General features: G+C 71.4%; 23 protein-coding genes, 1 other RNA gene and 1 pseudogene. 12 read left to right on the forward strand and 13 right to left on the reverse strand.

The window, feature by feature from the left end; all coding sequences use genetic code 11:
• The first annotated feature begins 46 nt into the window (after nucleotides 1-46).
• Nucleotides 47-1105, forward strand: coding sequence for an LLM class flavin-dependent oxidoreductase (locus tag FRCN3DRAFT_RS41935; RefSeq protein WP_007512880.1), 1059 nt, complete (start codon nucleotides 47-49; stop codon nucleotides 1103-1105).
• Between the two features lie 9 nt (nucleotides 1106-1114).
• The gene (locus FRCN3DRAFT_RS0200315) at nucleotides 1115-1756 is read left to right on the forward strand and encodes a class I SAM-dependent methyltransferase (RefSeq protein ID WP_007512878.1); all 642 of its coding nucleotides are present in this window, start codon (nucleotides 1115-1117) and stop codon (nucleotides 1754-1756) included.
• Here FRCN3DRAFT_RS0200315 and nhaA read toward each other — a convergent pair.
• From nhaA to FRCN3DRAFT_RS0200335, 4 genes are all read right to left on the reverse strand, one after another.
• Nucleotides 1750-3018, reverse strand: coding sequence for a Na+/H+ antiporter NhaA (gene nhaA, locus FRCN3DRAFT_RS0200320; protein WP_007512874.1), 1269 nt, complete (start codon nucleotides 3016-3018; stop codon nucleotides 1750-1752). The genes FRCN3DRAFT_RS0200315 and nhaA overlap by 7 nt on opposite strands.
• A gap of 278 nt (nucleotides 3019-3296) precedes the next feature.
• The gene (locus FRCN3DRAFT_RS0200325; protein WP_007512872.1) at nucleotides 3297-4010 is read right to left on the reverse strand and encodes a hypothetical protein; all 714 of its coding nucleotides are present in this window, start codon (nucleotides 4008-4010) and stop codon (nucleotides 3297-3299) included.
• Nucleotides 4011-4389: 379 nt separating this feature from the next.
• Nucleotides 4390-5910 carry a DUF1349 domain-containing protein gene (locus FRCN3DRAFT_RS0200330; protein ID WP_007512870.1) on the reverse strand — a complete coding sequence of 507 codons (1521 nt, stop codon included), beginning with the start codon at nucleotides 5908-5910 and terminating at the stop codon, nucleotides 4390-4392.
• Complete coding sequence (locus FRCN3DRAFT_RS0200335) at nucleotides 5907-6836, reverse strand: ATP-binding cassette domain-containing protein (RefSeq protein ID WP_007512869.1); 930 nt, start codon at nucleotides 6834-6836, stop codon at nucleotides 5907-5909. Before FRCN3DRAFT_RS0200335 ends, FRCN3DRAFT_RS0200330 begins: the two co-directional genes overlap by 4 nt.
• A gap of 87 nt (nucleotides 6837-6923) precedes the next feature.
• Here FRCN3DRAFT_RS0200335 and FRCN3DRAFT_RS0200340 point away from each other — a divergent pair, with 87 nt between their 5' ends.
• The 3 genes from FRCN3DRAFT_RS0200340 (at nucleotide 6924) to FRCN3DRAFT_RS0200350 (ending at nucleotide 9447) form a co-directional block, all read left to right on the forward strand.
• A complete protein-coding gene (locus FRCN3DRAFT_RS0200340; protein ID WP_007512868.1) occupies nucleotides 6924-7586 on the forward strand; it encodes a response regulator transcription factor in 663 nt (220 codons plus the stop codon).
• On the forward strand, nucleotides 7583-8680 hold the full coding sequence (locus FRCN3DRAFT_RS0200345; protein WP_007512867.1) for a sensor histidine kinase: 1098 nt from the start codon (nucleotides 7583-7585) through the stop codon (nucleotides 8678-8680). Before FRCN3DRAFT_RS0200340 ends, FRCN3DRAFT_RS0200345 begins: the two co-directional genes overlap by 4 nt.
• Before the next feature lie 203 nt (nucleotides 8681-8883).
• Complete coding sequence (locus tag FRCN3DRAFT_RS0200350) at nucleotides 8884-9447, forward strand: dihydrofolate reductase family protein (RefSeq protein ID WP_007512866.1); 564 nt, start codon at nucleotides 8884-8886, stop codon at nucleotides 9445-9447.
• Nucleotides 9448-9507: 60 nt separating this feature from the next.
• Here FRCN3DRAFT_RS0200350 and FRCN3DRAFT_RS0200355 read toward each other — a convergent pair whose 3' ends face one another.
• Nucleotides 9508-9909, reverse strand: coding sequence for a hypothetical protein (locus FRCN3DRAFT_RS0200355; RefSeq protein ID WP_232793867.1), 402 nt, complete (start codon nucleotides 9907-9909; stop codon nucleotides 9508-9510).
• A 34-nt stretch (nucleotides 9910-9943) separates the two neighbouring features.
• Between FRCN3DRAFT_RS0200355 and FRCN3DRAFT_RS50895 the strand changes: the two are divergent.
• The 5 genes and pseudogenes from FRCN3DRAFT_RS50895 to FRCN3DRAFT_RS0200380 form a co-directional block, all read left to right on the forward strand.
• A pseudogene (locus tag FRCN3DRAFT_RS50895) lies at nucleotides 9944-10242 on the forward strand (transposase); the annotation flags it as partial.
• Between the two features lie 421 nt (nucleotides 10243-10663).
• Complete coding sequence (locus FRCN3DRAFT_RS0200365) at nucleotides 10664-11029, forward strand: hypothetical protein (protein WP_007512864.1); 366 nt, start codon at nucleotides 10664-10666, stop codon at nucleotides 11027-11029.
• 447 nt (nucleotides 11030-11476) lie between these two features.
• Nucleotides 11477-11866 carry a hypothetical protein gene (locus FRCN3DRAFT_RS50465; RefSeq protein ID WP_007512863.1) on the forward strand — a complete coding sequence of 130 codons (390 nt, stop codon included), beginning with the start codon at nucleotides 11477-11479 and terminating at the stop codon, nucleotides 11864-11866.
• Between the two features lie 109 nt (nucleotides 11867-11975).
• On the forward strand, nucleotides 11976-12458 hold the full coding sequence (locus FRCN3DRAFT_RS0200375) for a cation:proton antiporter regulatory subunit (RefSeq protein ID WP_007512859.1): 483 nt from the start codon (nucleotides 11976-11978) through the stop codon (nucleotides 12456-12458).
• A gap of 23 nt (nucleotides 12459-12481) precedes the next feature.
• The gene (locus tag FRCN3DRAFT_RS0200380; RefSeq protein WP_007512857.1) at nucleotides 12482-13795 is read left to right on the forward strand and encodes a cation:proton antiporter; all 1314 of its coding nucleotides are present in this window, start codon (nucleotides 12482-12484) and stop codon (nucleotides 13793-13795) included.
• On the opposite strand, the gene FRCN3DRAFT_RS0200385 is transcribed toward FRCN3DRAFT_RS0200380, so the two are convergent.
• Nucleotides 13714-15354, reverse strand: a complete 1641-nt coding sequence (locus FRCN3DRAFT_RS0200385) for a GGDEF domain-containing protein (protein ID WP_232793868.1) — start codon at nucleotides 15352-15354, stop codon at nucleotides 13714-13716. The genes FRCN3DRAFT_RS0200380 and FRCN3DRAFT_RS0200385 overlap by 82 nt on opposite strands.
• Before the next feature lie 383 nt (nucleotides 15355-15737).
• Here FRCN3DRAFT_RS0200385 and FRCN3DRAFT_RS54690 point away from each other — a divergent pair, with 383 nt between their 5' ends.
• On the forward strand, nucleotides 15738-15899 hold the full coding sequence (locus FRCN3DRAFT_RS54690) for a hypothetical protein (protein ID WP_007512853.1): 162 nt from the start codon (nucleotides 15738-15740) through the stop codon (nucleotides 15897-15899).
• Nucleotides 15900-16176: 277 nt separating this feature from the next.
• Here the strand turns inward: FRCN3DRAFT_RS54690 and FRCN3DRAFT_RS54695 are convergent, their stop codons facing one another.
• The gene (locus FRCN3DRAFT_RS54695; RefSeq protein WP_007512851.1) at nucleotides 16177-16332 is read right to left on the reverse strand and encodes a hypothetical protein; all 156 of its coding nucleotides are present in this window, start codon (nucleotides 16330-16332) and stop codon (nucleotides 16177-16179) included.
• 180 nt (nucleotides 16333-16512) lie between these two features.
• Entirely contained in the window at nucleotides 16513-16929 is a 417-nt protein-coding gene (locus FRCN3DRAFT_RS50900; protein WP_232793869.1) for a WhiB family transcriptional regulator, read from the reverse strand.
• A gap of 442 nt (nucleotides 16930-17371) precedes the next feature.
• Here FRCN3DRAFT_RS50900 and FRCN3DRAFT_RS0200405 point away from each other — a divergent pair, with 442 nt between their 5' ends.
• Nucleotides 17372-17842, forward strand: coding sequence for a response regulator (locus tag FRCN3DRAFT_RS0200405; protein ID WP_007512848.1), 471 nt, complete (start codon nucleotides 17372-17374; stop codon nucleotides 17840-17842).
• A gap of 127 nt (nucleotides 17843-17969) precedes the next feature.
• On the opposite strand, the gene FRCN3DRAFT_RS0200410 is transcribed toward FRCN3DRAFT_RS0200405, so the two are convergent.
• The 5 genes from FRCN3DRAFT_RS0200410 to FRCN3DRAFT_RS0200425 form a co-directional block, all read right to left on the reverse strand.
• Complete coding sequence (locus FRCN3DRAFT_RS0200410) at nucleotides 17970-18392, reverse strand: ATP-binding protein (protein ID WP_232793870.1); 423 nt, start codon at nucleotides 18390-18392, stop codon at nucleotides 17970-17972.
• Nucleotides 18393-18841: 449 nt separating this feature from the next.
• Nucleotides 18842-19117 carry a GlsB/YeaQ/YmgE family stress response membrane protein gene (locus FRCN3DRAFT_RS0200415; protein WP_007512844.1) on the reverse strand — a complete coding sequence of 92 codons (276 nt, stop codon included), beginning with the start codon at nucleotides 19115-19117 and terminating at the stop codon, nucleotides 18842-18844.
• A gap of 677 nt (nucleotides 19118-19794) precedes the next feature.
• Nucleotides 19795-20168, reverse strand: a transfer-messenger RNA (tmRNA) gene (ssrA, locus tag FRCN3DRAFT_RS50470).
• Nucleotides 20169-20466: 298 nt separating this feature from the next.
• The gene (locus FRCN3DRAFT_RS41950) at nucleotides 20467-21147 is read right to left on the reverse strand and encodes a YoaK family protein (protein ID WP_063630198.1); all 681 of its coding nucleotides are present in this window, start codon (nucleotides 21145-21147) and stop codon (nucleotides 20467-20469) included.
• Nucleotides 21148-21441: 294 nt separating this feature from the next.
• Nucleotides 21442-21909, reverse strand: a complete 468-nt coding sequence (locus FRCN3DRAFT_RS0200425) for a VOC family protein (protein ID WP_007512840.1) — start codon at nucleotides 21907-21909, stop codon at nucleotides 21442-21444.
• Nucleotides 21910-22013 lie beyond the last annotated feature (104 nt).

Raw genomic sequence — 22013 nt, forward strand, 5'->3', positions numbered from 1 at the left:
TGGCAGTCCCAACCTGTTTCCACGGCCCGGCCGAGAGCGCGGCGTCATGACTGCGCGGCGCGGGGTGGGCCTCACCCCCATGGAGACCCGGCGAGACGTCATCGTCAGGGCCGCAGTGCTGGCAGAAGAGCTGGGATACGAGACCTTCGCGGTTCCCGAGGGATGGGGCCTGGACTCCACCCCGGTCGTGACTGAGATCGCGCTGCGCACCACTCGTATCCAGCTGGCCTCGGCTGTCCTGTCGGTGTGGGGGCGCACCCCGGCGACACTGGCGATGACCGCCGCCACCCTGCACCAGGTCTGTGCGGGGCGCTACGTGCTCGGCCTGGGTGCCAGCACGAAAGCACTGGTCGAGGGGTTTCACGACGTGCCGTTCGAGCATCCGGCCGCGAAGCTGCGCGAGGTCGTCACCCAGGTCCGCGCGCTGCTCGCCGGCGAGCCGGCCCAGCTGCGCCACCTCCCTGGCGCGCACCCGCTGCGACTGGGCCAGTCCCCGACCTCCGAGGTGCCGATCTTCCTCGCGGCACTCGGCCCACGCACGACCCGGGTGGCCGCCGAGGTCGGCGACGGCTGGATCCCCGCGCTGATGGCCCGGGACCACCTCCCGGCCGCGGCGGAGCAGCTCAACCGGCTGCGGGCGACCGTCGCTCCGGACCGGGCGGCTCTCACCGTGGCGGCCGGCCCCATCGCCGTCGCCGATGAGAACCCCGACACCGCCCGGCACATCGCCGCCTCCTGCGCCGCCTGGTACCTCACCGCCATGGGCGGCGTCTATGCCCGGTCGGTGTCCGATCAGGGCTACGCCCCCCAGATCAGCGCCATCGCGGATGCCAACCCGCGACCGAGCCCGCGGCGCGGCATCATTCCCCCTGCCGCCCAGTCCGTCCTCGACCAGCTCGCCGCCTACGGAACCGGCGGCCAGGTCACCGAGCAGCTAGCGGCCTGGGACCAGGTCGCCGACGTCGTCACCATCCTGCTGCCACCTGGCCTGCCCTGGCCCACCATCGAGGCCACCCTCGTCGCCGCGGCGCCACCGGCCGCCGGCCGGGCCGAGGGACCGAACGCCGCCGTGCCCCGCCCAGGTTCCGCCCAGGTCCTCCGATGAGGAGTCGTGATGGGGTTCTATGACGACCAGGTGCTGCCCCGGATCACCGACCTCGCCCTCGGCAGACCGATGGAGGAGACCCGGGCGCGCGTCGCGGCCGGGCTGTCCGGCGAGGTTCTCGAGATCGGTTTCGGGTCGGGACGCAACATTCCGCATCTTCCAGCAGGCGTCACTCGCCTGCTCGCGGTCGAGCCCGCGGCCGTCGGCCGCAAACTCGCGGCGTCTCGCATTGCCGCGGCGCCCGCCCCGGTCGAGTTCATCGGTGACGATGGCCAGGCGCTACCCCTTCCGGACGAGTCGGTCGACCATGTGCTGACGACCTGGACACTGTGCACCATCCCCGATGCCGAACAGGCGCTGCGCGAGATCCATCGAGTACTGCGGCCCGGCGGCACGATGCACTTCACCGAGCACGGCCGCTCGCCCAGACCCGGCGTAGCCCGCTGGCAGGACCGGCTCACACCTTCCTGGGGCCGACTCGCCGGAGGCTGCAAGCTCAACCGCCGGATCGACGAGCTGGTCGAGAAGTCCGGACTAACCGTGGAGTCGGTCAGGACGTATCCGATGAGCGGTACGGCGCTGATGGGTTTCGCCTACGAGGGCGTCGCGTCGAAACCGGGCACAGCCGACCTCCAAGAGCAGCGTCACTGAGTCGAGTTCGTCGCGCGGCTCGCGCGGTACGCGCGGTTGCGCGGGCGCAGCACAGCGGCGGCGAGGACAGCGGCGAACAGGGAGCTGGCCAGGATGGCGATCTTTATGTGGTCGTCGTGGCCGCTGCCGGTGCCGAAGGCGAGCTCGCCGATGAGCAGGGAGACGGTGAACCCGATTCCCGCCAGGACCGCCAGCCCGAGAACATCGATCCAGGCGAGCTCGTCGTCGAGGGTGGCGTGGGTGAAGCGGGCTACCAGAAAGGTAGCGGCCATGATCCCCACGGGTTTTCCGATGAGGAGGCCGAGCATGACCCCGAGGGCGGCACGGTCTGTCAGAGCGTCGGTCAGGCCGTGCAGGCCGCCGATGGTGACCCCGGCGGAGAGGAACGCGAAGACCGGCACCGCGACACCGGCCGAGATCGGCCGCCAGCGGCGCTCGAAATGCTCGGCCAGCCCGGGACCCGTCGGGGGCCCGCCGGCCTGGTCGCCATGTCGTCGTCGTACCGGCACGGCGAATCCCAGGAGCACCCCGGCGACGGTCGCGTGCACACCGGAGGCGTGTACCAGCATCCACGTGGCCGCGGCCAGGGGAAGCAGCAGCCACCACGCCCGTACTCGGCGTTGCACCAGGACGGTGAACACCGCGAACGGCACCAGGGCGCCCAGCAGCGGGACGACCGAGAGGTGGCGGGTGTAGACGACCGCGATGATGACGATGGCGAGCAGGTCGTCGACCACGGCGAGGGTCAGCAGGAAGGTCCGCGGCGCCGGCGGCAGATGCCGTCCGACGACGGCCAGCACCGCCAGCGCGAACGCGATGTCGGTGGCGGTCGGGATCGCCCAGCCCCGGGACGCGCCGCCGTCGAGATTGACCAGCGAGTACAGCACGGCCGGAACCGCGACGCCTCCCATGGCGGCGACGACCGGAACGGCGGCTCGCCGCGGATCACGCAGATCGCCGGCGACGAACTCGCGTTTGAGTTCCAACCCCGCCACGAAGAAGAAGATCGCGAGCAGTCCGTCGGCCGCCCATTCGGCCACCGTGAGATCCAGACGCAGCCGGGCCGGCCCCAGGCGGTAGGACACCATCGACTGGTAGGAGGCCGACCACGGCGAGTTCGCCCAGACCAGAGCCAGGACGGTGGCCACCAGCAACACCGCGCCGCCGATGGTCTCCTTGCGCAGGATGGCGGCGATCCGACGGCTCTCCGGCCACGATCCACGATCGAACACCACGAACCGGCGAGGTGGGCTCTCGGGCACGGCGGACTCCTCGCCACGGGGTCAGGTCACCAGCCGCCGACCAGACTTCCCGGCACACCGGCACCGACAGTAGCCGAAGCCGCGGACAAGGCGCGTGCGCCTCAGCCGAAAGCCACGATGCCAGGCCTCCCGATCGACCGGCCGCACGCTCGCGGGCTCGATCAGCTGGGCCTGCTCGTGGCTCAGGCCACCCCGGCGGCCGCGCGCCGGGGTGGCCCGGACGCCCGGACGCCCGGGCACCGGGGCACCGGGGCACCGGGGCACCGGCGTCGACGCTGTCAGGCGTCCCTGCGTTCGAGGAGTACCGCGGCGGCAAGCAGCGCGCCGAGGGCCCACAACGCCAGGACGCCGAGACCCTTCCAGGGGCCGATCGCGAGGTCGCCGGAGGTGGCCTGCACCGCCAGGCCAGCACTCGCCGGCTCGATCCGCTGCAGGCGCCGTTGCCAGGCCGGGTCGGCCACCGCGGCGTTCACGATCGGGAGCGCGTACAGGAGCGCGAGGACCGTCCCCATCCCGGCGGCCGGGCTACGGACGGCCGCCGCGATCCCGAGGCTCAACAGGCCGATGAGGACCAGGTACAGCACCGAGCCGACCGCCGGGCGCGCGGCCAGGGTGTGCGCGGGCAGCAGGAACCGACCCGCGGCCACGGACCCGGCCACGGCGACGGCCGCCGCGGCCGCCACCACGGCGGCGACGACCGCCGCCTTGGCGGCCAGCACCCTGCTGCGGCGCGGCATGGCCGTGAACGTCACCACAGCCAGGCCGCTGGCGTACTCGTCGCCGACGGCCAGCACGGCCAGGACCGCCACGACCGCCTGACCCAGCTGCACTCCGGTGAGGCTCAGCCTCGGCAGGTCCGCGCCGGGCAGCGGGTCCGAGAACCCGGCCGCGACCGCGCTCACCGCGACCGTGCCGGCGACGACCGCGGCCAGCAGCGCCAGCGTGCCCGGCGACGTGCGCAGCTTGGTCCACTCGGCGCGCACTGTGTTCATGGTTCGCTCCGTGCGGGCGGCGCGCTCCGGCCCCTTCCTTGCTTCGCTGCGGAAGGGACCTCCGCGCGCCGTCCTCCTCCGCTCACGGGCGCTCCGGCGACCTCCGCTGCGGCCCAACCCACTTCGCTGCGCTCGTGGGCCGGGCCTCCGCGGAGGCGCGCCTCCGCGCCGCACGGTCGCCCGCCGCTGAACGTCGCCAATCCACGAACGACCTCTGTTCGCGGGGCACTTCGCTGCGCTCGTGGGCGGGCTTCCGCGGAGGCGCGCCTCCGCGCCCCGTTCGGTCGCGGCACGCTGTAGCGTCGCCAAGCCGAGGCTGCTTCCTCGCACGGGCAACCTCGCTGCGCTCGTGGGCGGGGCTCCGTGGCATCCGTCGGCGTCATGCGTCCCGCCGGCGTTGCGTCACCGCGGCGGCGGCGAGGACCACGGCCGCCCAGCCGGCAAGGACGGCGAAGCCGGCCCACGGCGCGAGCGGGAAGTACCCGTCGGCCGGCGTGTAGAGGTTCGCCACCTGCGGATACTCCGGCGACGCCTGCTGCAGCGCGAACGCCGCCGCCGGGCTGACGCGCAGCAGCCAGCGCGCCGCGTCGCCCGTCAGGACGGTCATGGCCAGCAGGTATGGCAGGACGATCACGAGGACCGCGGTGGTGACCGCGGTGACGCCGCGCCGCAGCAGCGTCCCGAGGCCGAGGGCCAGGACCGCGGCTACGGCGAGCAGGGCCGCGGTGCCGACGACGACGCGCGCCTCGGTGCCGGCCGGGGCGGCATGGACGTACACGCCGTTGCCGCGCAGCACCCGTTGCCCGAGGGTGATCGTGGCCGCCGCCGCGGCCAGGCCGGCGACGAACATGACGCCGCCGACGACGGTGGCCTTCGCGGCCAGGACCCGCAGGCGGTGCGGACTGGCCGCGAACGTCGTCCGGACGAGTCCGCGACGGTACTCCGCGGTGACGAACACGGTGCCCACGACGACGGCCAGGATCAGGCCGACGAAGGTGCCGACCAGCGTCTGGGCGATGGACACCCCGAGGCCCCCGGCGCCGGCCACGGCCGGCGCGATGTCGCCGGAACCGGTCAGGCGCACGGCGTCGCCGACCCGCTCGACCCCCAGCGCGGCGCCCAGGGGATCGCCCGACGGCCCGCTCGGCGCGCCGATGACGTCCGGGTGCCAGGCCGCGCCGGTCCAGCCGTCCCGCGCGGCGAGGTGGTCGAACGTGCCGGTCACCTGGGTCGGCCCGCCCATGGCGCCGGACATCAGCCCGGCGTGCAGCTCCTCGGAGTGCTGCGGGGACGTGGCGAACAGCCCGACCTCGACGGTCGGCGGCAGGCCGGGCAGCCGAGCGGTGCCGACGGTCGTCCACCGGCCGCCGTCGACGGACTCGGCGGCCGTGACGGTGTCCCCGGATCGGCTCAGGCGCAGCCAGCGAGGGGCGGTGGTGGTGGTGTCGCCGGGGCTGCCTGCGACGTCGTGGGTGTAGTCGTACTGCAGCCGCACCCCGTGGCCACCGGTGACCATGACCGCCGCGTACGACGAGCCCTGCCCCGTGCCCGCCCTGACGATGAGGCCGGCCTTGGCCCACGGCTCGACGGTGTGGCTCGGCGCGTCCGGGTCCACCCCGGACGCCAGGCCGGTGATGGCGGTGACCCGGGCGATGACCTCGCCGTCCCCGGCGAGCGCCTGGTGCAGGAACGTGAAGGTGTCGGTGACCTCCTCGCCGCCGGGGCCGACCGGCAGCGAGCACTCGGATCCCGGGCCGTTCTTGCCACAGCTCCCCTGCATCCCCGGCATGAGCCCGAACGCCACGATGACGCCGACGATGGCGACGGTGGCGATGACCCAGCCGCGGATGGTCCGGAACTTCGTCCACTCGGCCCGCAGCGTGTCCGCGAACGCGCTCATCGTGCCTCCTCCGTGGTGGCGGCCGACGCGGCGGCGCGGTACTCCACGGCGTCGCGGGTGAGCTCCAGGTAGGCGTCCTCGAGCGTCGCCCGGTGCGCGGCGAGCTCGGAGAACGGCACGCGGTGGCGGCTGAGCAGCGCGGCGATCGCCTCGGCCGGCAGGCCGGCCACGACGAGCGTGCCGTCCCCGGCGGCCGTGACGGAACCGCCACCGCCCGCCAGCACCACCGCCGCGCGCGCGGCCGAGGAACGTACCGTGACCCGGCCGTCCGACACGGCGGCCAGCAGCTCGGGGACGCTCGCGTCGGCGAGGACCCGGCCCCGGCCGGCGACCACGACGTGGTCGGCGATGTCCTGCAGCTGGCTCATCAGGTGGCTGGAGACCAGGACCGCCCTCCCCTCGGCGGCGAGCGCCCGGGTGAGACCGCGCATCCAGATGATCCCTTCGGGATCCATGCCGTTGAACGGCTCGTCGAGCATCAGCGCCGGCGGGTCGCCGAGCAGCGCGGCGGCGATGCCGAGGCGTTGCCGCATGCCGAGCGAGAACCCCCCGGCCCGGCGCCGGCCGACGGAACCGAGCCCGACGGCGTCGAGGACCTCGTCGACCCGGCCGGCCCCGAGCCCCTGGGAGTGCGCGAGCCACAGCAGGTGGTTGCGGGCGGTGCGGCCCGGCGAGACCGCGGCCGCGTCGAGGAGCGCGCCGACGTGGCGCAGCGGGTGGCGCAGGGAGCGGTACGGGTGCCCGTCGATCAGGGCCTCGCCGTCGTCGGCGGCATCGAGGCCGAGGACGACCCGCATGGTGGTCGACTTGCCGGCGCCGTTCGGCCCGACGAAGCCGGTGACCTGCCCCGGCTGGACGGTGAACGTCATTCCGTCCAGGGCGGTGGTCTCGCCGAACCGTTTCCGCAGTCCGTTCACGGTGATCATAGGTCGGGGTTCTAACCGTCCGGCGGTGTCAGCACGGTGCCGCCCGACGACACCTGGACGCCACCGCCGGCCTGGGATGGTGATGGGATGCGCGTCCTGGTGGTGGAGGACTTCGAGATTCTGGCCCGCACGATCAGGACCGGGCTGCGCCGCGAGGGGATGGCGGTCGACGTCGCGCTCGACGGTGACGACGCGCTGGCGCGCCTCGTGTCCACCCGGTACGACGTGGTGGTGCTCGACCGGGACCTGCCCGGCACGCACGGCGACGAGGTGTGCCGGCGGATCGTCGCCACGTACTCGGGCAGCCGGGTCCTCATGCTGACCGCGTCGAGCACGGTCAGGGACCGGGTCGACGGGCTTGGCCTGGGAGCCGACGACTACCTGCCGAAACCGTTCGACTTCGCCGAGCTGGTCGCCCGGATCCGGGCGCTGGCCCGCCGGCCGACCGCCCTGGTGCCGCCGGTGCTGGAGCACGGCGACCTGACCCTCGACCCGGGTCGGCGGGTCGCGTCCCGGGGCGGCCGGCGCCTCGACCTCAGCCCGAAGGAGCTCGGAGTGCTCGAATGCCTGCTCGCCGCGTCGGGACGGCCGGTGCCGGCCGAGGAGCTGCTCGAACGGGTGTGGGACGAGGCGGCGGACCCGTTCACGACCGCGGTGAAGACGACGATCCGCCGGCTGCGCGCCAAGCTGGGCGACCCGCCGGTGGTGTTCACCGTCCGCGAGGGCGGCTACCGGATCGGCGAGCTGTGATCCCCCGCCCGCGGTTGCCGCGGCGGCTGCGGACGCAGCTGATGCTGCTCTACGCCATCCCGTTCTTCGTGTCGGGCACGGTGCTGCTGACGGCGGCGCTGGTCGGGACCAGGTCGTCCGCGCCGGTCGGCGCGGTGCTCGATCCCGGGCTCGGGCCAGGCCCAGGGCCAGGGATGCGGCCGACCACGACGACGTATTTCCCGTTCCTCACCTGGTCGCTGTGCCTGGTCGCGCTGCTGCTGGTGTCGGTCGGGCTGGGCTGGCTGGTGACGGCCCGGTTCCTGCGGCCGCTGCGGACCATCACCGCGACGGCCCGGGACATCTCGGCGAGCAACCTGCACCGCCGGCTGGGGCCGACCGGCCGCGCCGACGAGTTCGCCGAGCTCGCGGCGACCCTCGACGACCTCTTCGGCCGGCTGGAGGCCGCGTTCGCGTCGCAGCGGCGCTTCGTGGCGAACGCGTCGCACGAGCTGCGCACACCTCTGACCGCGCAGCGAGCCGTCCTGCAGGTCGCCCTCGCCGACCCCGACACGACGGTCGACTCGTTGCGGGTGGCCTGCGGGGAGGTGCTTGAGCTGGGCGCGACGCAGGAGCGACTGATCGAGGCCCTGCTCACCCTGGCCAGCGGCGAGCAGGGCGTGGACCGGCGGGAGCCGTTCGACCTGGCCGACATCGCCCGGCAGGTCCTGTCGTACCGCCCATCGCATCGGCCCGCCGACGTGGCCGTCGACTCGACCCTCGACGCGGCACCCGCGTCGGGGGATCCGCGGCTGGTCGAGAGCCTGGTGGCGAACCTGGTCGACAACGCGCTGCGCTACAACGTGGCCGGTGGGCGGGTCGAGGTGACGACGTCGGCGACCTCCAGCGGGGCGCGGCTGTCCGTCCGCAACTCGGGGCCGGTCGTCCAGCCAGCGCAGGTCGCCCGACTTTTCGAGCCGTTCCAGCAGCTGCACGGCCGGCGCATCCGGCACGGCGAGGGCCACGGCCTGGGCCTCGCGATCGTCCGGGCGATCGCCGAGGCCCACGGCGCCCGGCTCGCCGCCGCGGCCCGGCCGACCGGCGGGCTGGACATCGAGGCCACCTTCCCGCGGTGATCGACCCAGCCGTGGAGACCGACAGACCCGGCGGCGGGCGGCGGGCGGCGCGCGCCGGACCCGGTCACCGATGAGTTCCCGGCCGTCGGTCAGTCTGACCAGGTAAAGCACCGAGCGGACCGCGGGACCGGGACCACGGCAATGCCGGAGGTCCACGACACAGCAAGCGGAAGTCCACGACCCAGCAAAGAGGAGAGTCCAGGATGCGCACTCTGATCGTCACCGCCTTCGTGTCCGTCGACGGCGTCATGGAGGCGCCGGGCGGCGAGGCGGAGTACCGGAACACCGGCTGGACCTTCAAGGACATCGACTTCGACCCGGCCGCCTATGAGATCAAGGGCCGGGAGCAGGAGGAGACCACGGCGCTGCTGCTGGGGCGGATCAGCTACGAGGCGTTCGCCCCGATCTGGCCGACGATGGAGGAGTTCGCGGGCTACAACGCGATGCCGCGTTACGTCGTCTCGACCACGCTCACGCAGGACGACCCGCGGTGGCCGGCGACGATCCTGCGCTCCGTCGACGAGGTCGCGGCGCTGAAGGAGACCGAGGGCGGCCCGATCGCGGTGCACGGCAGCGCGGAACTGGGGAAGAGCCTGGCCGACGCGGGCCTGGTCGACCGTTACCACCTGCTGGTGTTTCCCGTCCTGCTGGGCGCCGGGAAGCGGCTGTTCAGCGCGGCCGACAAGGACAAGGCCATGCTGAAGCTGGTGGAGTACCAGGCCTACGCCAACGGCGTCCAGAAGCAGGTGTTCGATGTGGTCCGCTGACGCGGGCAGCCCCAGCCGGCGGCCCCGGCGGCGGTGCGGGGCCGCCGGGGCAACCGACGGCTAGGAGAACTGGACGTTACGGATGACGCAGCGCAGATCGTCTTCCTTGCCGGACGCGCCGAGAATCGTCCAGTCGGCGCTTTTCCCGCCGGCGACTCCGGGCACCTTCACAACCTTCGTGTCGACGACCGTGTTGCCCTCGTCAAGCACGAAGTCGACCACGATCGAATAGTCCCGCTTGTCCTTCGAGCGGTTGTTCACCGTACCCGCGAACTTCCACTCACCCTTGTCGTCGCGGCCGCAGTCCCCGGGCACGGCGTCGGGCCGGGCGCCTTTCTCCGGGTCGCAGGAGGGGATATCTCCCACCTTCGGGGTCGGCGCGGCGACCGGATTCCGCGGCTTATCCGACGAGTCCGACGAGCACGCGGTCACCGTTCCCCCGGCCAGCACGGCGGCGGTCACCAACGGCACCATCCACCGTCGCGGCGCCGGTGTAGCCAAAGCCGACCTGCTCGCGTTCACCGCCCATCCCGGGAGATCTGGCGCCAGATCTGGTCCTCAAACCCGCAGGAACGGCTGAACAAGTAGATCCGCCGACGCACCGACGTCGTCGGGATCTTCCCGAACCGCGACGCCATCATCAGACTCGTCGGCGCCGTCCTCGCCGAACAGCACGACGAATGGATCGAGACCCACCGCTACTTCGGCCTGGAAATCCTCGCCAAAACCGACCCAGCCGAAACCGCGCCCGACACACCCGAGATCAGCGTGACCCCCGAAGCCCTCACCGCATAACCTGCACCCAGGATCACGCGACGTCACTCTCCGTACATCACGCCGCTGGACGCGACCTAGCTGCAGTGGGATTGCCATGGAGCCGCGTCGAACCTGTTACCGACAGCGACCTGCGGGCCCGTCCATCAACAGTCACACAGAGCAATCACAGGAGTCTTTAAGTCTGGGTCGCGTGTCGCAAACATGCAGTTCAGAGCACTCCGACATGTTCGAGCTGGGCAGTTAGATCAGGCTTGACAGCCACGGAACGTTAAGGAACCAGGCCCGGGCTGCGGGCTGCGGGGCATCACCGGCCAGCCCCGGCCTGACGACGGAACGGCCTGTTCGAGATCAGTCAGGCCACTGTCGCGCAGCGCCTGACTGATCTCGAAGCGGAATCGGTTCACGTTCGTGGGTTGTGGCCTTGGTTTACGCTGGGCACATGGTCACCGTCCGGCGCCGGAGCTTCGGCGCCCTCTGGGCGGTGGCCCTGCTGGTGATTGGCCTGCTGAGCGCGGGCGGTGGCGGCGGCGGTGCTGGCGCGGGAGCGTCGGACCGGGCGCTGGCCGCCGTCTCCTCGGTCGCGGGTTCCGCGGCCCGCGCGGATGTGGTCGTTCCCCGCGTCGATGGCCGCATGGCGGTGTCGGCGAAGCTGGCCCCCGATCATCCTGGCGATCTGGCCGTCGCGGCGACGCTCTTCGGGCTGACGCTGCCGGGTCTCGTCTGGTGGCGACGAGCTGTTGGCCGCGGTCGCCGGCCGGACAAGCTCGACGGTGTGTGCGGCGCCCGTGGCCCACCTGCCAGGTAGATAACGCCGTAGTAGAACCCCTGGCTGCCGCGCGCTGATCGCGCGAGCGGCGGATCGCGAATCCGGCCGGCTCTGACCGGAGCGCCCTGTTATGGGTGGCCCGGCGTCGCGGGCGGTCGTCTCCTGACCGGCCTGGCTCTCCAGGTCGACCCGCCGGACATCCAGCTGCGCCCACGTCCGCGACGTCCGCGACGTCCGCGAAAGCGTTGCCGCGTTGCGCCGTTGCCAAGTTGCGCCGTTGCCGCGTAACGGCGCAACGGCGTCGCCGGACGCCGCCGGTGATCTGCCGCCGGGGTGGCACTTCTTCGCTGGCCCTTCCTCGTCGCCCACCGGTCCGGAATCTTCCGCCGCGTTCGAGACGACGCGGCTGGGGCTTCACATTCGTCTTGCCTGGCGCCCTCCCCCGTCGCGGGCTGGGCCCAGGGACACCGTTATGGAGAACAGCCTGTGCATTCAGGACTCGACTGGGGCCGTGTACTGATCGTGGTCCCGCTTCTCGGCTTCATGTTCATCGCGCCAACGATCGTGATCTGGTGGGATCTGCGCAGAGATCGGCGCCGGTTCGGTCTGGAGGCGCTGTCGCGGCCCATTCGCTACACCGCGGATGGGAGGCCCGGCCGCGAGGGGCTCCCGCTGCCTCCCGCCACCGACGCCATCGACGCCGCCGCCGACGACGACACCGACACCGCTGGCCGGGTCCCGGTCGACGTGCCGTCGAAGGGTCCGCGCCTTCGCACCGGCGCCGTTCCCGGGCCGACTCCCGAGACCGAGCCTTCCGCCGCTGGACGTTCCGCCGCTGGACGTTCCGCCGCTGGACGTTCCGCGCCTGGCCGATGACCTCCCGTCAGTGATCTCGGGGACAACGGCCTCCGGGTGTGCGAAAGAAGATCATTCTCGCGCACCCTTTGGCCCGCCGACTGCCGAGAGCCAACGAAAGGCCGCATCCATGGAGATCGAGGAGACCGCGCTGCCCGGCATCGGGCTGCGGCACGAGTTCACCACCCGCGGCAGGCGCCGGGTTGGCGTCGTCGCGCACCACAAGGGCCGGCGAGAGCTGGTGATCTACGGAGCGGACGACCCGGACGCCGTCGCCGAGTCGCTGATGCTCACCGCCGAGGAGGGCGATGCGCTCTCCGAACTGCTCGGCGCGCCGCACATCGTCGAGAAGCTGGCCAACCTCAACAAGATGTTCGCGGGCCTGGTCGGCGAACGAATCCGGATCTCGCCGGACTCCCCCTACGCGGGCCGGCCGCTCGGCGACACCCAGGCGCGCACCCGCACCGGCGCGTCGATCGTCGCGGTCGTACGCGACCAGGAGGTCCTCGCCTCGCCGCGGCCGGACTTCCGGTTCGCCGCCGAGGACGTCGTCGTGGTGGTCGGAACCCCGGAGAACACCGCCGCCGTCGCCGAGCTGTTCCGCACCGGCTGACCAGACAGGAAGTGGGTGACGGCGTGCATGACACGGCATCGGTCTTCATCGAGCTCGGCGGGGTGCTGTTCTGCCTCGGGATCCTGGGACACGTCGCCTCCAGGGTCGGGATCTCCCCGATCCCGTTCTACCTGCTCGCCGGGCTGGCGTTCGGCCACGGTGGGCTGCTCCCGCTCGGGGCCAGCGAGGAGTTCATCAAGACAGGCGCGGAGATCGGCGTCGTCCTCCTGCTCCTTACCCTTGGCCTGGAGTACACCGCCAGCGAGCTGATCCACGGGCTGCGCCGCCAGGCACCGGCCGGCGGCCTCGACCTCGTGCTGAACGCGGCTCCAGGCGTCGCCGCCGCCCTGTTGCTCGGCTGGGGCGCGCTCGCGGCGGTGGTCATGGGTGGAGTGACCGCGATCTCGTCGTCCGGGATCATCGCGAAGGTCCTCGGCGACCTGCACCGGCTCGGCAACCGGGAGACGCCGGTGGTGCTGTCGGTGCTGGTGCTCGAGGACCTGGCGATGGCGGTGTACCTGCCGGTCGTGACGGCGCTGCTGGCCCACCAGACCGTCGCTCGCGGCTCGCTGACGGTAGCGATCGCCCTCGGCGCGCTGGTCGGGGTGCTGGTCGTGGCGCTGCGGCACGGCGCCAAGGTCACCCTGCTGGTGTTCAACCCGAAGTCCGACCGCAACGACGAGATCCTGCTGCTGCGGGCGCTCGGGCTCGCGCTGCTCGTCGCGGGCGTCGCGCAGCGACTGGAGGTGTCCGCCGCGGTCGGCGCGTTCCTCGTGGGCATCGCGCTGTCCGGCCCGGTCGCCGAGAGCGCCAGCGAGGTGCTGACTCCGCTGCGGGACCTGTTCGCCGCGGTGTTCTTCGTCTTCTTCGGGCTACAGACCGACCCGTCGGCGATCCCGCCGGTGCTGGGCGCGGCGTCGCTGCTGGCGCTGGCCGGAGTCGCGACGAAGGTGCTGACCGGCTGGTGGGCGGCCCGGCGGGCGGGAATCGCGACGCTCGGCCGGTTCCGCGCCGGGGCGGCGCTGGTCGCCCGCGGCGAGTTCTCGATCGTCATCGCCGGCCTCGCCGTGGCGGCCGGCGTGAACCCGAAGCTGGGACCGCTGGCAGCCAGCTACGTGCTGCTGATGGCCATCCTCGGCCCGCTCGCCGCCCGGTTCGTCGAGCCCGTCACCCGCGCCGCGCTGCGACGCCGGGAACGCGGGCCCTCTGCGGCGGCCGCCACCAGCCCCGACATCGGGCTGCGACAGCACGGCGATCACCAGGGGGCCGACGCCCCGGGCGTTCTCCGATGGAGGAATCGTGGCAGGCCAAGGCGAGAGGCGGAAAGGGCTGGGTGAAAGCCTGGGTGGCGGAGCCGGTTCTTGGCGGCGTACATCGCCTGGTCGGCGCGGTGAAGCAGATCTTCGGTGCTGGCGACGGGGGTTCCGGCGTCGGCCACGGCGACGCCGACGCTGGCCTGGAGGTCGCGCCGCTGCCCGTGGACCTGGAACGCCGGGCTCATGGCTTCTCGGATGTGCCTCGCGGTGGCGTCGCCGGTCGCGCGTGGGTCGTCGGACGGGTCGCGCATGAGGACGGCGAACTCGTCGCCGCCGAGGCGGGCGGTGAGGTCCTGGGCGCGGACGGCGCCGCGCAGCCGCCCGGCGACCGCGCGCAACAGCTCATCGCCGGCGCCGTGGCCGAGGGTGTCGTTGACGGTCTTGAAGTCGTCGAGGTCGCAGAACAGCACGACGAGTGGCCGGCCGCTGGCGCGGTGTGCGTCGACGGCGTGGTCGACCTCGGCGGTGAACAGGGCGCGGTTGGCCAGGCCGGTCAGCGGGTCGTGCAGCGCCTGGTGGCGTAGGCCGCGCTGGGTCGCGCGCAGGCTCGCCATCAGCCGGGTGTTCTGCGCGACCGTGATCAGCTGGCGGATCGTGACCAGGGTGACGAGCACGATCGAGAGCTGCAGAGTGATCCCCTGCAGGGCCTGGCCCCGGGCAGCGGGCACGACGACCAGCAGCGCGGCGACGCCCAGGGGCAGGTACGGCAGATAGGCATGGACCAACAGCGACCGGTCCTCGCCGCCGCCCCGGCCCGGCCGTGCCGGTCGCCTCCTGGCCGGTCCCGGCGGGACGACCATGGCCAGCGCGAGCAGCGGCGGGGCGAGGACGGTGCCGATCCAGTACAGCGCCGTGTCGTCGACTTCGAACGGCCCGCCCGCGGCCAGAAATATCAACGCCGTCTCCGAAACGGCGAAGAGCACCAGGCTGGCGGTCACCAGCCCCATCGACCGGCCATTGCAGGGCCGTCGGAACGTCATCAGCAGGACGGCGACCACGATCAACAACATCCCGCTCAACGGGATGGCGAGGGCGAGCGCGAACGGCCACCCGCTCAACCCGCTGGCGGTGACGTTCTCCAGCACCGCGACCCAGGCGATGAGGAACATCGACACCACGATCATCAGGCTGTCCAGCGCGACCACCACAGCCGCGGCATGCCGTCCTTCCTCATGGTCGAGCGGAGGCGCACGCTGCTCCGCTGACCCCTCGGCCGGCCGGATCGGAATGCTCAGCAGGCCCAGCGAGGCCAGCAACGGCGGCACCAGGTACACCAGGTCCGCGGCATCCAGCGTGACCGAGGAACGGTCCGCGACCAGCCAGGTGATCATCCAGTCGATCGACCCACCCACCGCCGAGGCCAGACCACTGCTCAGCAGCAGGCGCCAACGACGCTCGGCACCGCGGCTGCGCACGATGGCGACACCAGCTACGACGGCCGCGAACACACTGCAGGTGACGAACGCGATCCCCTGGAAGACCACCCGCGGCTGTCCACCCAGGAAGGCCAGTGGGACGAGCGCTCCCACGTACAGCAGCGCGGTTCCACCGGCCAGCCACCAGAACACCCGCCCGCTCACCGTTCCAGCCGAGTGCGCCGCCGGACCGCGTGCCGGCCCGGTCCCAGCCGACGCGCGGCCCTTCGGGTACCGGCCGGCGACGGCCCGGGACAAGCAGTGAGGCCCCACGTCGCGCAACACCTCATTCCCCCTCCTTCCCAGAATCGCCGACCGCGCCCGTCCGCACACACCCGAACCCTTCCGCTACGTGACCGGGACGTCGGCCGGCGAGCGCCAGCCGTCCAGGCATTGGCACGTGTCTCCGGGTATCAATTCGGCCACGGCCGGGTGGGTATCCGAAATGTGCCGAGAAACAGGCGCCAAGACGATCACTATCGAGCCGGCGCCGCCGACGGCGGACGGTTATTGTTTAAACACAGACCATCCGTGGGAGGTGCGCGACAGTGAAGGCCCTGCTGCCATGGGCATTCTGGATATTCGTGGTCTTCTACGTAATGACCGCACCCAGCGACGCCGCGGCCATCGTGCACACGGCGGTTGGTTGGCTCGGCGCCCTCGGCAACGGCGTCTCCACCGTCGTCACCGACACCACCAGCTCCGTCTGACCACCAGCGACGCTCTAACCGCCACCTGCGCCACCAGCGCCAACGCCAGCGCCGCCCAGCTGGGCCAGCCCTGGGCGCTGCGCCACGACCAGCCCCTCCAAGGGCCCATCGCGAATGCGCCTACCGGGACCCGGTGGAATGCACACATCGGGGTTTCCCGACAAGGCAAGAACCCCCGCCACTCGCGTGACGGGGGTTCAACCATGCCCACCCTCGTGGGCCTGGGAATTCATATGCCGGAGGATATCCCGCTTCCAGGTCCGCGGCCAGCCTACCGCTAGAGCCTCGATCGGCCGCCTCGGCCGATGCCGCGGCGGCCCACGAGCCAGAGCACGGCGATAATCACAATCACCCACAGCACTGGATGAACCGTCAGTCCTAGCGCGGCGGCGATCGCGACGATGACGATCGCAATCAAGATGTCGATAAGCATAGAAGTCTCATACCCATGAGAACCGCACTAAACCGGGCGCGATCGTGCCCGCGCCGATGCCCACGGGTCCCGTGGGCATCGGCGCGGGCACACGCGAGAGACCCGCAGGCCTGGTTTCGTTGCCGCCGGTCGCTCGTGGGCGTCGTTCGCCGGGAGCATGCCCCGGCCGGCGCTACGCACTCAGGCGGCATCCAGCTGGAGAAACGACCCGTCCGCGTTCGTGAGCCTCTCGGCCGGGGTGGTGCCGCCCCAGATCCCGTGCCGGTCCCCGGTGACCATCGCCGAGAGCAGGCACAGCACGCGGACCGGGCACCCGGCGCAGATCTCCTTGGCGGCCGCCTCCCGCCGGAGCCTTTCCTGTCCGTCGGCGCTCTCCGGTGGGAAGAAGATCTCGACGTCCGCTGAGCCACAGGCGGCGCCGACCCGCCAGTCGAGGAGGTCCACGTCGAGGTCGCTCTCGTCGGCGTAGGCCTCGGCCAGGGAATCGCCCCCGATCGCCTCGGATACCTCGGCCACGTCGAGTGCCATCCCCAGGTCGAGCGCCGGCGCCGCGGCGTCGTCCTCGCCATGCGGCGGCTGGCCGACCGTCTGAGGCAAGGAGGCGGCTTCCGCCGGGCGGATGGGCTGAAGGCGATCAGCGGGGGCGGCGGGAGGGAGAAGCGTCGGCATCGGACCTCGCTCAGCGTCGAGAACGGCAACCGCGGGACCTATTCCCCCATAGACCAGCGCAAACCCTGCCTTCCCGCCAAGGTGCGCCATCACGGCGCTGGGCTACGACATCGAACGACGCGAGGCCGAACAGGCCACCCTGGCGCTGCACGAGTCGCGGATGCGGGCCGGAGAGAACGCCGCCTCGAACGCGGCTTACCGCCCGCTCCCCGCTGCCCGCGGGACCCTGCGCCGGTTGGACCGCCGTGTAGCCTGCCGGCTAAGGGCCAGGCATAGGCGACGAGTCCGATCAAGGCGATCGCCGCCGCGTCGACGGCCCGACAGAGGAGGTGCGGCGTGTGTCCCGGATCGCCGCACACGAAGGAGCAGCGTGCCCAATCCGCTTTCCGAACCCGTGTTGCCGATCGAGATCCTGCTCGTCGAGGACGACCCAGGCGACGTGCTGATGACCCGGGAGGCGTTCGCGGACCACAAGGTCAAGAACAACCTGCACGTCGTCGGCGACGGCGTGGAGGCGCTGCACTTCCTGCGGGGCGAAGGCAAGTACAGCGCCAGCCCTCGGCCGGACATCGTCCTGCTCGACCTGAACCTCCCGCTCAAGGACGGCCGGGAGGTGCTGGCCGAGGTCAAGGCCGACAGCACGCTGCGACACATTCCGGTGGTCGTGCTGACGACGTCCGAGGCCGAGGAGGACGTGCTGCGCAGCTACGACCTGCACGCCAACGTCTACATCACCAAACCCGTCGACTTCGAGCGGTTCGTCGAGGTCATCCGGCACATCGACGACTTCTTCGTCAGCGTCGTCCGGCTACCCCGGCCATTGACCGCCGAACGGTTCTGACCTCCGAGACGAGGTCGACGGCCTGCGGCTTCTCGTCCGAGCGGTCGTCGACGGCGCCACAAGATGCCCGGTCTCGACGGCCTCCTCATCGGTGGCCTGGAAGACGAGTCGCGGTGCGCCGGGCGCGTCAGCCGATCGGGGGCCAGGTCGGGGTTGGCGGGGTGGTTGGGGAAGCTGGCGCGACCTCGAACCACACGGTCTTTCCATCGGGATGTCGCTGGACTCCCCAGCGGGTCGCGAGCGTGTCGATCAGCTGGATGCCCCGGCCGTTCGTGTCGTCGGGCCGCGCGGGCACGGCGACGGGCGGGCGGGCGGTGCCATCGGTGACTTCCACGCGGATGCCGCCGGCCGAGACCCGGATGACCAGGCGCGCGGGAGGGCCGCCATGCACGATGGCGTTCGTCACGGTCTCGCTGGCCAGCAACATGGCCGTCTCGCAGGTGTCGGTGCCCAGGTCGGCGCCTCGACACAACCGTCGCACGGCGTGCCGGGTCTCGCGGACGGCCGTCGGATCGGACACGATCCAGAACTCCTCGGCCCGCTCGCTCACCACGTCGGCAGCCAGCGTCGCGATCGGGACCTGTGCCTACGCCACCTCACGTCGACTGATCCGACGACTGATCGCGGGCCGGCGTGGGCGGGACAGCGTGGGGCGAGTGAGCATTTCTCGCGTCCAGCCATTTTGCCTTCCCGATTCCATTGTTCCGGGCCGGTGTCCTATGGATGTTCTGGTGCTTCTGGCTGTTCTGGTGCTTCCCGCCGGGCGGACGACGTACTGATGTGAGGTGGGCGGACGGCCCCGTCTCGGGACCGCCCGCCCACTTGGACCGTGATCCGCCATCGACCGAAGGCGCCGCGGGAAACCAGGCCTGCCGAGTTTCTCCGGAACATCAGAGTTTCTCCGGAACATCAGACCCGGCTCCTGCCCCGACCGCGACTGCCCCCGACCGCCGATCCTGGTCGCCTATGGGCTGACGGGGTCGTCTCCGAGGAGCGCCGTCAGCGCAGAACGCGGCGGTGGCTCGCGGCCCGGTAGACCAGCAGGACGACGATCGCGCCGATGATGGACCCGACGACCCCGGACGGCTGCAGCGCACCCTCGCTCAGGTCCTTACCGAAGATGAGGTATCCGAGAAATCCCCCGAGAAACGAGCCGACGACCCCGAGGACGATGGTCCCGACGACGCCCATCGGGTCACGGCCGGGCACGACGAAACGCGCGACCGCGCCGGCGACCAGGCCGAGCAAAAGCCAGAAGATGATGGTCCAGACCACGGGAGCCTCCAGGTAGGCGAAGCATATTCGACGATCGCCCGTCGTGATTTCGGATGCTTTATCCCACCCAACTGGCCACCCAAACACACCGTCGCCAACGCCACCGTCATGGTCGGGGCAGACCCGCGACCCCCGCTAGCACGATCGACACACAGCGAAGTCATTCCGTCACTTTTTGCCGACAGACGTCGGGGCGGGGGCGCCGAGGCGGGCGGTCGTCGTCGGGCGGCGGCTGGACGTGGCCGCAGCCGCGCACAGTAAAGAGGCCCGTCGGGGCGCCGCGCTCCGCGCGTTCTCGGGTGAGCCGTTCATGATCTGGTTGGATCTTCGGCGTTATAGCTCCGAGGATCCCACCAGATCATGAGATGCGAGACCGGCCGTGGTTCAGGCGATGTACATGCGGCAGGCGAGGCCGCGTACGTCGCAGCCTCCGGCGGCAGTGGGCACGTTGGAGCGTGCATCCCGAAGGCCGGACCTACGTCTCATGCACCCAAAAAATTCTCGAACCCGTCCACGACACCACTGGGCGTCTTATGGGCACAGCAACTTACGGGCGCCGCAACTTACGGGCACAGCGCCTTATGGGCACAGCAAAACGCCGCCCGGACGACGTCCGGGCGGCGAACTGTCTTACAAGGCCACAAGCCGTCAAGATCATGGTTCGAACTTGGCGGCTCTGGTGGAGGTGGCGGGAATCGAACCCGCGTCCTCCGGCGGCGCGTCAGGGCTTCTCCGGGCGCAGCCTGCTCCTTATTTCTCGGCCCCACCGGTCCCGCAGGCAGGCCGGTGTGGGCCCAGTCACTGTTTGATGTTCCGCGCTACCCCGTGACCGGGTGGCGAGGTGATCCTCCTAGCGATGCCAGGTCCTGGGCCGGAGGAGCTCCCAGGCTGACAGTTACCTATATCTCGTCAGGCCGCGAGGGCGTAACGGGAGGTAACAGGCTGCGTCTTGTTGGCAGCTATTTTTTTGAGCGGATCGTTAGCGAGATAACCGCTCATCCTCGGCCCGCTTCCCCTGGCGTGGCGTCCGAAGTCGAAACCGGTCACCCCCAGGTTCAGACACCACCACCGCGGACGCGATCATCGTGCCTTGGCGAAGGTGGTTCCCACGCCCATGCCCGCCTTGCGGCAATGCGTTGACCGTGGGTGTCATACCGTGCTGTGCAGTTCAAGAGGAACAACGAGCCCGAAGGCCCTGGTGATCGAACATACCCTCGGCTCGTCCGCCCGGCAAGTTCGTTTCCACCAGCAAGTATAACGCTCGCCAGCCGGGCTTGTTCCCGCCCCGGCGCCGCGGTGTGCCACGCACCCCGCACCCGCACCCATGCCGTGCCCCGAGCGCCCAACGCTCAGGGCGGACGGACGCGGCCGGTGGCGACCTCCAGCGCGACGACGACGGCGAGCGCGGACGCGAGTGCGAGCGGCACCGGTACGCCGCCCGCGCGGTAGGTGGCGGCGCCGACGAGCGCGCCGCTGAACATCACGACCGGGGCGGCGGAACGCCGCCGGGCGCTTCGTCCCAGCTCACCGGTGCGCCAGCCACCAGCCGCGATCATGGTCAGCTGGGTCGTCAGCACGTTGGTCGGAATGTCCGGCATCGCCAGCCGACGGCCGGCCGCGTTCTGCATGCCCATCGCCAGTCCCAGGACGACGATCATGACGTACCGCATCCGGCCCGCCTCGGCGTCGAAGACCATGGCGATCACGAGGCCGATGACGAGCAGGCCGGCGTAGGCCGCCGCCGCAAGCGCCAACGGACGCCGCGCGGCCCACGTCGCGTCGTCCGCGTCGTCCGTGCGCATCGCGCCGTCCGTGGGGCCGGGTCTGGCGGGTGAGCGCCGGGGCGGCGCGCCGACCACGGCACCAACGAAGAAACCGGTCACCGCGGTCGCGAGCTGCGCGGCCGAGTGACCGGGCGCTCCGGCCAGTGTGAAGCCGAGGAACATGATGTTCCCGGTCACCATCGCCACGAACAGATGGCCGATGGCGAGGAAGACGACCGCGTCCACCAGCCCGGACACGAACGTCATCGACAGCAGGGCACCCGCCGTGGCCCGCGGCCAGTGCGCGACCGGGCCACCGGCCCGGCCACCTCGCCAGCCCCGAACCATCACCAGCCCCCGCCAGGCGCACCGGCCCGTAACCAGGCAGTCGGGTGCGCGGCGTCCGCCACCCAAGGGCGCCCCGCGCCCTCGTCACAGTGTCGCCCGGACACCCGGGGATTGGCTGGCGGCGGGCGCTGGCGCCGCCCCCAACCAACGTTCGCCGTGGCGATCATGAACGATCGTGGGCCGGGGCCGATCTTCGGCGTCGGCGGCGGAGGGCTAGAGGCGCAGCGGGCGGATCGGGGCCGCGACCAGGGTCGGGTCGTTCTTCCAGTCGACGCCGGCGACGTCGATGTAGAGCTCGATCTCGTTGCCGTCCGGGTCAAAGATGTACAGGCTGTGCGTCACCGTGTGGTCGGAGGCGCCCGCGATCGAGACGCCCGCCTCGGTGATCTGGGCGAGCACCTCGCGCAGTTCGTCGTCGGTGTCGCCGACCTTCAGCCCGAAGTGGTACATCCCGACGCGACGGCCGCGCGGCAGCTCCGCCGCGTCCTCGCCGACCTCGATGAGCAGCAGTTCGTGGTGGGTCCGCCCCGAGGAGAACCCCGCCGCGGGGAACGGCAGCGGGCCGTCATTGCCGGGATCCGGAAAGATCTGCCGGAATCCGAGAGTGTCCCGGTAGAACGACGCCGATCGTTCGATGTCGTGCACGTAGAGCACCAGGTGCCCGAGTTCCTTGATTTCCATCGTCCCCGCCGCCTCCGGTCGTTGGGCCTGGTCACTGGGCCGGCGGCGCCGACCACGCATCCGACCTCAGATCCGGCCCTCACCATATTGTTGCCAACGCAACC

The sequence above is a fragment of the Pseudofrankia saprophytica genome (assembly GCF_000235425.2).
GTDB lineage: Bacteria > Actinomycetota > Actinomycetes > Frankiales > Frankiaceae > Pseudofrankia > Pseudofrankia saprophytica.